The organism is Streptomyces globisporus (genome assembly GCF_003501885.1).
In the GTDB taxonomy this organism is placed as follows: Bacteria; Actinomycetota; Actinomycetes; order Streptomycetales; family Streptomycetaceae; genus Streptomyces; species Streptomyces globisporus_D.
Genome location: NZ_QWFA01000044.1, coordinates 37,391 through 47,448, shown reverse-complemented (window position 1 = coordinate 47,448; position 10,058 = coordinate 37,391). Strand labels below are relative to the sequence as shown.

Annotated in this window: 7 protein-coding genes; 5 read left to right on the top strand and 2 right to left on the bottom strand. The window is 69.2% G+C overall.

Annotated features, from left to right (window positions below; genetic code table 11):
- The first annotated feature begins 592 nt into the window (after positions 1–592).
- From D3105_RS10980 to D3105_RS10965, 4 genes are read left to right on the top strand one after another with little or no spacing between them, the layout of a single operon-like run.
- The gene (locus D3105_RS10980) at positions 593–931 is read left to right on the top strand and encodes an SseB family protein (RefSeq protein ID WP_118902764.1); all 339 of its coding nucleotides are present in this window, start codon (positions 593–595) and stop codon (positions 929–931) included.
- On the top strand, positions 921–1,586 hold the full coding sequence (locus D3105_RS10975) for a hypothetical protein (RefSeq protein WP_118902761.1): 666 nt from the start codon (positions 921–923) through the stop codon (positions 1,584–1,586). Before D3105_RS10980 ends, D3105_RS10975 begins: the two co-directional genes overlap by 11 nt.
- 2 nt (positions 1,587–1,588) lie before the next feature.
- The gene (locus D3105_RS10970; RefSeq protein WP_118902758.1) at positions 1,589–6,385 is read left to right on the top strand and encodes a putative T7SS-secreted protein; all 4,797 of its coding nucleotides are present in this window, start codon (positions 1,589–1,591) and stop codon (positions 6,383–6,385) included.
- Positions 6,373–6,855, top strand: coding sequence for a hypothetical protein (locus D3105_RS10965; RefSeq protein ID WP_118902755.1), 483 nt, complete (start codon positions 6,373–6,375; stop codon positions 6,853–6,855). The genes D3105_RS10970 and D3105_RS10965 overlap by 13 nt, the downstream gene beginning before the upstream one ends.
- Positions 6,856–7,335: 480 nt before the next feature.
- On the opposite strand, the gene D3105_RS10960 is transcribed toward D3105_RS10965, so the two are convergent.
- Positions 7,336–8,193 carry a 3-hydroxybutyryl-CoA dehydrogenase gene (locus D3105_RS10960; protein WP_118902753.1) on the bottom strand — a complete coding sequence of 286 codons (858 nt, stop codon included), beginning with the start codon at positions 8,191–8,193 and terminating at the stop codon, positions 7,336–7,338.
- Positions 8,194–8,394: 201 nt separating this feature from the next.
- Here D3105_RS10960 and D3105_RS10955 point away from each other — a divergent pair, with 201 nt between their 5' ends.
- Entirely contained in the window at positions 8,395–9,699 is a 1,305-nt protein-coding gene (locus tag D3105_RS10955) for a glycoside hydrolase family 10 protein (protein WP_240646867.1), read from the top strand.
- A 105-nt stretch (positions 9,700–9,804) separates the two neighbouring features.
- On the opposite strand, the gene D3105_RS10950 is transcribed toward D3105_RS10955, so the two are convergent.
- Positions 9,805–10,014, bottom strand: a complete 210-nt coding sequence (locus D3105_RS10950) for a DUF1918 domain-containing protein (RefSeq protein ID WP_030712361.1) — start codon at positions 10,012–10,014, stop codon at positions 9,805–9,807.
- Positions 10,015–10,058: the final 44 nt, after the last annotated feature.

The window sequence follows — 10,058 nt, the reverse complement described above, 5'->3', positions numbered from 1 at the left end:
GGCGGCGTACAGCGGCTCCTTGTACTCGCGTACAACTGGTCGGCGCTGGGCGCCCTGGTCGGTGGTCGGGGAAAAATTGCCTACCCAAGCGTCGAGGACCGCCTGACCGCGCTCGGTTCGACGGCGTCCGTCTGGAGTAGGCGACCAAGGGACGGTTCAGCCGCGGTCGGTGTTCTTGGGCGGCCTGCCCCGGAAGTCGCGCCCGGGCGTTCGTCCTCACCTTGGACATGGCCTTCGTACCAGCTGCGGACGCCCGCGTGGAGGATCGCCTCCTCCGCCCTGGCTTCGCCGGTGGATCACGGCCCGGCTCCTTTCATACTCAAGGAGACGGGACATTCTGTCGCCGGAGGCCGGTGACGCTCCCACTCGACGGTCTCGGCGGGACGTACAGGAGGTGCCCATGCCCATGAGGCGGAGGGACGGGGGCACTTGGACCTGCGAGAACCGGCCCACCCGCATACTTGTTCTGCCTTACGGTGCCATCAGCCGACCAGGACGAGGGGGACCCGTGGGACAGCAGAGGACGATGCTCGCCCAACGAATATCCGAGCAACGGGCGGGGGTTGGTGATCCACGGGCGTTGGTGGGTGAGATGCGGCGCACGGTTCTTCTGGTTCCGTCGGGGGAATCCGGCCTGTGGAGTGCCCGATCGGGCGGTGTTCGGTGGATCTGTGCGTTCACGGACGAGACGGCGCTGGCCCGCTTCGCTGTTCACCACGGCCCGGGTGATCGTCTGATGGACTACGTCGCGCTGCTCGGGGCGCGGATCGTGGACGAGATCGTGCCGACTTTGGACGAACCCGCCGGGCTCGCGGTGGACATCGCCGACGAGGACGGGGCGATGTTCTTCCCGCCGGTCCTCGGCGTCGTCCCGGACGGCGTCGCGGTCGACTCCGGCGCGGCGCAGGAGGGGGCCGGCCGTGAGCGCTGACGGATCGGACCTCGCCTTCGACCAGACGTCGGTGGCGAAGTTCGCGCGGGGTGTGGGCGCGACCATCGATCAACTCGGCGAACTCGGCGGCGCCACCGGGTCGGTGATGGGCAAAGGGTTCTCGGGTCTGGCCATGACGGGCATGGAGGCAGGGCATCGAGGGCTGTCGGTGGATTTCGAGGATTTCTGCGAACGGTGGGAGTGGGGAGTACGCGCCCTGGTGAGCGACGCGAGCGCGCTCGCGGACCGTCTCGGGCTGGCGGCGGGCACGCAGTGGGAGCACGACCAGTACGTCGAGGGTTCCTTCAAGGTCGGCGTCAGCGCAGCGATGGGCGGTAGCCCACACGCCAGCGAGGAGGACATTTCCCAGCAGGGCTGGGGCGACATCTTGACTCCCGACTACCTGGACCCGGACTGGAGTGCCGAGTCGTTCGAGAAGGCCGGCCAGGACGTGGAGCAGACCTGGAAGGACACCGGCCGCACCGTTCTCACCGAGGGACAGGGCGGTCGGGAGGCGGAGAGGCTCAAGACCGAGCTCGGCCTCAGCGAGGGGCAGTGGGACCGGGCACTGGACGACGCGTTCGGGCCGTCGCCCGAGGAACGCGCCCAGCAGGCACCGCAACAGGGCGACGCGAGCGCAGGCGGGGACGACTGAGGATGGGCGTCGAGGATTTCATCAGGGACATCACGCCCGACTCGGTTGAGGACGTGGTTGAGGACGGTGTGGAGTGGGCCGGCAACCGGGTCGAGGGCGCCGGGAACTGGACGGCGGACCGGCTGGACGACGTGGGCTGGGAATCCGGTTCGGACTGGGTGCGGGAGCAGTCGCGCTCGGTTGCGAACCGGATGGGCGCCGATGTCGACGAAATGGACCTCGGGCAGACCGAGGACAAGACCAAGCTGGTGTACGGAAGCTCCAGCAAGCTCCATGCCACGGCGGAACAACTTCGCTCCTTTCAGAAGGCGTTCGACGACGCCGGGGGCGGTTTGAAGGGCCTCGACTCCTCGCGGCTGAAGGGCGAGACGGCCAATGCCCTGCGCACGGCGGTGAGTACCCAGCCGCCGAAGTGGTTCACCGGTGCCGATGCCTTCGAGAAGGCTGCTGCCGCGCTGGAGGCGTTCGCCTACACCGTCACCTGGGCACAGAACCAGGCGCAGACGGCTATCGACATGTGGAAGGAAGGCGTCAAAGCCTCCCAGGGCGCGGCCGACGGACACCGCAAGCGGATCGACGACTACAACAAGGCCGTGAACCGCTACAACGCGCAGGCCCCCGAGGAGCGCAACCCCGGCACTCTGCCACCCTGCCTAGCGCCGACGTTCGACGACCCCGGCAAATCGATCATGCAGGACGCGCAGGAACTCCTCGCCCAGGCCCGCGAACAGCGGAACGCTGCTGCGGAGACCGCCCGCAGCGCCGTCCGCGCAGCCCGCGACAAGGCCCCTGAGAAGCCCACGTACGCCCAACAGGTGGCCGGCGGTCTGCAGGAACTGCAGATCATCAACGACCACGTCCGCGGCGGCGTCATCAAGGGCACCGCAGGGCTGCTGAACTTCGTCCGGGGGATCAACCCGCTGGACCCGTACAACATCACTCACCCCGCTGAGTACGCCACCAGCCTCAACAGTCTGGCCGCCGGTCTGGTCGTCACCGCCAACGACCCGGTCGGCACCGGCAAGCAGATGATCAGCGACTTCATGAAGGACCCCGCGGAAGGGTTCGGCCGGCTGCTGCCCGACGCGGCACTGACCGCGGCCACCGGCGGTGGCGGCGCCGTCGCCAAGGGTGTCCGCCTTGCTGCGGATATGGCGAAGGCCGCCCGGGCCCGTCGGCTGCTCGACAACGCCCCCAACGGCACCCACAACCGTCCCGACGGGCACCGCGTCGTCGCCAACACCGATCCGGTCGACCTCGCATCGGGACGGATGTTCCTGCCCCAGACCGACCTGGTGCTGCCGGGAACCCTGCCGCTGGTCTTCACCCGCCGCACCGAGTCCGGTCTGTCGGCAGGCCGGTTCCTCGGCCCCTCTTGGACCTCCACCGTCGACGAGCGCCTGGAGATCGACGCTGCCGGCGTCGTCCACGTCACCGCCGACGGCCTCCTGATTGCCTATCCGCACCCCGCCCCAGGCGCCCCGACCGAACCGGAGTCCGGGACCGCCCGCACACTGCTGGCCCGTGACGTGACCGGCGATTACACCGTCACCGATCCCGGCACGGGCTTGGTCTGTCACTTCACCGCCCCGGCCGACAGCGAACCGGGCGGCGACGGTGATGCCTGGCTGGACCGGGTCGAGGACCGCCACGGCAACTGGTGGGCCGTGGAGCGTACCGAAACCGGCACCCCGCTTGCCTTGACCTGCTCCGCCGGCCGCCGTGTCTCTGTCGCGGTGAGCGACGGTCGGGTCACGGCCCTGGCCCTGGCGGGAGCGGGAGAGAACGGGGCGGACCTGCCTCTGATGCGCTACGGATACGAGGACGGAAACCTCACCACCGTAGTCAAACCGTCCGGCGCCACCACCACCTTCGTCCACGACGACCGCCGCCGCGTCACCGCCTGGATCGACTCCAACAACAGCCGCTACGACTACACATACGACGATCGAGACCGCGTCATCGAGGAGGGCGGTCAGGCCGGCCACATCCAGATCACCCTCACCTACACCGAACCCGATCCGGACACCGGACTTCGCACCACCACCCTCACCACGGCCGGCGGACACACGACCCGGCACCGGATCGATCGCCACTGCCGAGTGGTGGCTACCACCGATCCGCTCGGCCATACCACCCGCTTCACCTACGACAACCGCGGCAACACCCTGACCCGCACCGATCCGCTGGGCCGCACCACCGCCTTCACCCACGACGAGGACGGCCGCCTGCTCGCCGTCACCCGTCCAGACGGGAGCGAACTACGCACCGTGCGGGACCCGTCGGGTGCATCCACGGAATTCCGCGGGCCGGACGGCGCCCGCTGGCTCCAGGAATTCGACGAGCACGGCAGCCGCACCGCAGTCACTGACCCGGCCGGCGCCACCACCCGGTACGCCTACGACGGCCGGGGCAGGCTGACCACCGTCACTGATGCCCTCGGCGCCACCACCACCGTGCGCTGCGACGCCGCTGGGCTGCCGGTGGCAGTGACCGACCCGGCGGGCGGCACCACCCACCTGGAGCGCGATGCTCTGGGCCGGATCATACGCACCGTCGACCCGATGGGCGGTGTGACGCGGGTCGTCCTGGACGAGGACGGCAATCTCGCCCGCCGTGTCGCCCCGGACGGTGCCGCTGAGTCGTGGACGTACGACGGCGAGGGCAACCCCCTCAGCCACACCGGCCTGGCCGGCGGTATATCCCGCTTCGAGTACACGCACTTCGACCTGCTCACCACCCGCACCGGACCTGACGGCAGCCGCTACACGTTCGAGCACGACGCGCATCTGCGGTTGATCCGGGTCACCGGCCCACACGGCACCTGGTCCTATACATACGACGCCGCCGGACGGCTCGCTTCCGAGACGGACTTCGACGGCCGCACCCTCACCTACCGATACGACGCCGCCGGGCAGCTCATCGCCCGGTCCGACGCCCTCGGCCGGACCGTGTCCTACATCTACGACCAGCTCGGCCAAGCGGTCCGCAAGGACGTGGCGGGCAAGGTGACCACCTACGCGTACGACCGGGCCGGACGCCTGCTGCACGCGGCCGGACCGGACAGCGAGATCGTCTACGCGTACGACCGACGTGGCCGGACCAAGACAGAACTCGTCGACGGCCGCGCCATGAACTACTCCTACGACACCCTGGGCCGTCGGGCACGCCGCATCACCCCCACCGGCGCGGTTACCGAGTACGGCTACGACGCCGCCGGCCGTGCCGCCCGGATATCCAGCGGCGGACGCGAGATAGCCTTCACCCACGACGCGGCCGGCCGGGAACTCGAGCGCGTCTTCGGTGGATCCCTCACTCTCGCCTCCGCCTGGGACGAGGCCGGAAGGATCTGCGCGCAGCACCTGACTGTTGGGGGCCGCGCCCTCAACCGCCGGCAATACGCCCACCGCGCCGACGGCTACCTCACCTCCGTGACCGACGATCTTTCAGGCTCCCGAAGCTTCGATCTGGACGCGTCCGGACGGGTCACCGGGGTCCACGCCGAGGGGTGGACCGAGAGTTACGCCTACGACGCCGCCGGCAACCAGACGGCGGCCTCCTGGCCCGATTCACACCCCGGCCACGACGCCACCGGCCCCCGCTCCTACACCGGAACCTCCGTCACCAGGGCCGGCAAAGTCCGCTTCGAACACGACGCCCTCGGCCGCGTGACCTTGCGCCAAAGAACCCGTCTGTCACGCAAGCCCGACACCTGGCGCTATGAATGGGACGCGGAGGATCGTCTCGCCGCCGTGGTCACACCCGACGGCACCCGCTGGCGCTACCTCTACGACCCCTTGGGCCGCCGCACGGCAAAACAGCGCCTCGCCGACGACGGCGAGAGCGTCGCAGAAGAGGTCCGCTTCTCCTGGGACGGCACGACCCTGTGCGAACAGACCGTCCACACACAGGGCCAGCCACACACGGTCGCCCTCACCTGGGACCACTGTGGCCTGGTCCCGCTGTCCCAGACGGAACGCCTCCTCACCCCGGACACGCGGCAGGAGGAGATCGACCGCCGATTCTTCGCCATAGCCACCGACCTCGTGGGAACGCCCACCGAACTGGTCGACGAGTCTGGCGAGATCGCCTGGCGTGCCAGAAGCACCCTCTGGGGCACCACTGCTTGGGCCCGCTCCAGTACGGCCTACACCCCGCTACGTTTCCCCGGCCAGTACTACGACCCGGAGACCGGTCTCCACTACAACCTCTTCCGCCACTACGACCCCGAGACCGGTCGCTACACCTCCCCGGACCCGCTCGGCCTCGGCCCAGCGCCGAATCCGGTCGCTTATGTGCACAATCCGTTCACCGTCTGCGACCCCCTCGGGCTATCGCCGTACTCGCGGTTCAAAGGCCTGGGCTGGCTGACGGACAACCAGCTCACACGCCCGTCGTTCCGGTACCAGCGCCTTGTCACCGACCAGAGCTACGAGCAGCAATGGATCCTGCCGGACGGCCGGGAGGTCCACGTCGACGGCGGTCCGCAGGACGGCTGGATCACGGAGGCGAAGTGGACCGGCGGTGACAACGTCGGTGAATGGGATAGCTCCCCGTACAACCCCGATTTCGATTTCTACAACGAGAGCCGGCTCACCACGCAGGCCGACAAACTGCTCGCCCTTAACGAGGATCTAGGAGGCAAGGGAGTCCGCTATATGGTGTCCAACGAATGGGGTGCCGCGCATGTGAACGAAGTGCTGTCCAAGGCCTTCCCCGAGGCCTACGCCAGCGGGCAGCTGAAGGTGTATCACGTGCCTGGCAACGGTATGAGTGGAATGAGTTCATGGCTGAAGTAATCGCAATGCTGGAAGAGCTGAAGGACATCACCCCGGTGGCCGCCGGGAGCGCGGCGGCGTGCTTCGGGGCCCAGGAGTGGACGCCCAGAGGTAAGCCACGCGACGGCGTGGAGACGTCGTGGCACAAGGGCGGTGTCCGGGGCTGGATCCAGACGTTCCGCACCGGTGCGGTCCGCGTCTCGTTCGCCGTCTGGATCCGCGACGTCGACGAATCGGGCTACTTCGACGACCTGGATGCCGTCTACGAGCAGGGGAAGCAGGTGCTGGCCGACTTCCTCCCCGAGATCGAGGGATCCTCTCTTGCCAGCCACCTCGTCGAGGCTGAGCAGACGGAGGCGGACCGGGACGAGTTCATCGCGGTGAAGAAGTGGACCCTTGGCGCCCGGACCCTGACTGCCGGTGTCATCCAGCAGGACACCGATCTTCCGGTGATGGTCGTGGTGGCGCTGGAGGAGCCCGGCGCTGCTTGACTCAGCCCGTACGCCAGGGCGCCCGCGTCTCCATCCGATGCCAGTCAGTGAGGGCGATGGGGAGGCGCGGACCCCTCTGGGCATGCCGACACGGGACAACATGAGCGCACCCAACTAGTGCCTTCTGAACAGGCGAAACAACATCTGGCGGCACTCCCGGGCACGGTGTGTCGGACCGCTCGTGGACTCGCGATGCGTAGGTCCCAGGTCCGAGTCGCAGGGACTTTTCAGGGACTTTCAGCTCTGTCGGAGGGACATCCGAGGGGGTTTTCGCAGTACAAGCACGGAAGGCTGCGACAGCGCTGAAAGGCCCCGGGCTTCGGGCCCACGCATCCGCGCCGTCGCTCCATAGCGCTCCGGCACGGGGTCGGGTCGGCAGTGAAAGACGAGGCTCTTTCGGAGCCGCACACGGCCCTGACCTCGGAGAACGCGCCCCGGGCGGGCCCGCCGACGTGAGCGACGGGCCCGCCCGGGGGACGGTCAGTAGGCGTAGAAGCCCGAGCCGGTCTTGCGGCCGAGGCGGCCCGCGTCGACCATCCGCTGGAGCAGCGGGGGAGCGGCGTACAGCGGCTCCTTGTACTCGGCGTACATCGAGTCCGCGACCGAGGCCACGGTGTCCAGGCCGATCAGGTCCGCCAGCTTGAGCGGACCCATCGGGTGGGCGCAGCCCATCTCCATGCCGTTGTCGATGTCCTCACGGCTGGCGATGCCCGACTCGAACATCCGGATCGCGGAGAGCAGGTACGGGATCAGCAGCGCGTTCACGACGAACCCGGAGCGGTCCTGGGCGCGGATCGGGTGCTTGCCGAGCACGTCCTGCACCACGGCCTCGGCGCGCTGGATCGTCTCGTCCGACGTGGTCAGCGCCGGGATCAGCTCGACGAGCTTCTGCACCGGTGCCGGGTTGAAGAAGTGGATGCCGATGACCCGGTCCGGGCGTGAGGTGGCGACGGCCAGCTTCACCAGCGGGATCGAGGAGGTGTTGGAGGCCAGGATCGCGTCCTGCCGGGTCACCACCTGGTCGAGCACCTGGAAGATCTCCGTCTTGACCTGCTCGTTCTCCACGACGGCCTCGATGACGAGATCGCGGTCGGCGAACTCCCCGAGGTCGGTCGTGAAGGTCAGCCGGCCGAGGGTCTCGTCCCGCTCCTCCGCCGTGATCTTGCCGCGTTCGGCGGCCTTCGAGAGGGAGTTGTGCAGGCGGGTGCGGCCGATCTCCAGCGCTTCGCCGGTGGTCTCGGCGACCTTCACTTCGAGGCCGCTGCGCGCGCACACCTCCGCGATACCTGCGCCCATCTGGCCACAGCCCACCACTCCGACGCGTGCAATGTCGGCCATAAGGTCCGTCACCTCGTGCCTTTCGCTCTTCTCCGTATCGCAGGGTCCCGTGTGATTCCGGTGCCCGCCCCGACCCCACGACGTTACTCCGAATGCCGTCGCGAACGTCCCGCGGGTCACGGCGGCTACGGATGGGCATGATGCGGTTACGTAGAGCCATCGGAGTCAGGTGCGGGACACGGCGGAGAGAGGTGGGCCGGGATGCGGCGCACAGGTGTGGCGAGAAGGGCGTTCGTGCTGAGCGCCGCCGGACTGCTGGCGGCGATGACGACCGCCGGTGACGCGGTCGCCTCCCCGACGGGGAGGCGGAAGGGCGGCGGGCTGCCGGAGGCGGCGGGGGAGGTGCGCGGCATGTGGATCGCCACCGTCGCCAACATCGACTGGCCCTCGAAGCCGGGCCTCACGGCGGTACGGCAGGAGGCCGAGCTGTTCGCCTACCTGGACCGGGCCGTGGAGCTGCGGCTCAACACGGTGGTGTTCCAGGTCCGGCCGACCGCCGACGCGCTGTGGCCGTCCCCCCACGAGCCGTGGGCCGCCTGCCTCACCGGCACCCAGGGCAAGGACCCGGGCTGGGACCCGCTCGGCACGGCGGTACGCGCGGCGCACGACCGGAGCCTGGAGCTGCACGCCTGGTTCAACCCCTACCGGGTGGCCAACCACACCGACCCCACTCGTCTCATCGCCTCCCACCCGGCCCGGCTCAACCCGGGCTGGACCGTGCCGTACGGCGGGAAGCTCTACTACAACCCGGGGCTGCCGGAGGTCCGCCGCTTCGTCCAGGACGCGATGCTGGACGCCGTACGCCGCTACGACATCGACGCGGTGCACTGGGACGACTACTTCTACCCGTATCCGGTGGCCGGGCAGACCTTCGACGACGACGCGGAGTTCGAGCGGTACGGCGGCGGCTTCGCCGACCGGGCGGCCTGGCGGCGCGACAACATCGACCGGCTCGTGCGCGAGACGGCGGAGCGGATCCGGGCGATCAAGCCGCACGTCCGCTTCGGTATCAGCCCCTTCGCCATCTGGCGGAACAAGGAGACCGACCCGCTGGGGTCGGACACGCGGGCGGGCGTGCAGACGTACGACGACCTGCACGCCGACACCCGCAAGTGGGTCAAGGAAGGGTGGATCGACTACATCTGCCCGCAGATCTACTGGCACATCGGCCAGACCGCCGCCGACTACGCCAAGGTCCTCGCCTGGTGGAGTGCGACCGTGCGGGGGACGGGCGTCGAGCTGTACGTGGGCGAGGCGCTGTACAAGGCCGGCGACCCGGCCCAGGCGGACGCCTGGCAGGACCCGGCGGAGCTCTCCCGCCACCTCACCCTCGCCCGGGACCACGAGGAGGCGGGCGGCCACGTGTTCTTCTCCGGGAAGAGCGTGCTGGCGGACCGGATCGGCGCGATGCGACGCGTGGTGGCCGACCACTACCGGGACCGCGTCCGGCTCTATCCGGACCGGGGCCGCACCCGTTTCCACCATCGGGGCCGGTTCTCGGGGTGAGCGTCCCGGGGCGGTTCGCGGGCTGAGCCGCCCGGGGCGGTATCCGGGCCGAGCCGCCGACGCCGGGGCCGGGACCCTTTCGCACGGTCCCGGCCCCCGGCGCTGCTACCGCGCCTGCTCGTCCTTCGGCGCCTCCATGTGCTGGACGACGCTGTCGGGACCCGGTGACATCAGATGTTCATGGCCGTCGTCGAAGCGGAGCCGGTACGGGGGAGCGCCCCCGTCACCGAGCACCTCGATGATCTCGGCGACCCGGTCGTGCTGTCCCACGGTCCTGCCGTGCATCAGCAGCCGGTCGCCCGTGTGCGCCTCCATCGGGAGCGACCTCCTCACAGGGGAAGACGGTGTCCGTGTCGACA

Bases quoted from the DNA above. Each gene is read 5' to 3' on its own strand.
- D3105_RS10980 (WP_118902764.1), top strand. From the start codon at position 593: ATGCGGCGCACGGTTCTTCTGGTTCCGTCGGGGGAATCCGGCCTGTGG.
- D3105_RS10970 (WP_118902758.1), top strand. From the start codon at position 1,589: ATGGGCGTCGAGGATTTCATCAGGGACATCACGCCCGACTCGGTTGAG.
- D3105_RS10965 (WP_118902755.1), top strand. From the start codon at position 6,373: ATGGCTGAAGTAATCGCAATGCTGGAAGAGCTGAAGGACATCACCCCG.
- D3105_RS10960 (WP_118902753.1), bottom strand. From the start codon at position 8,193: ATGGCCGACATTGCACGCGTCGGAGTGGTGGGCTGTGGCCAGATGGGC.
- D3105_RS10955 (WP_240646867.1), top strand. From the start codon at position 8,395: ATGCGGCGCACAGGTGTGGCGAGAAGGGCGTTCGTGCTGAGCGCCGCC.
- D3105_RS10950 (WP_030712361.1), bottom strand. From the start codon at position 10,014: ATGGAGGCGCACACGGGCGACCGGCTGCTGATGCACGGCAGGACCGTG.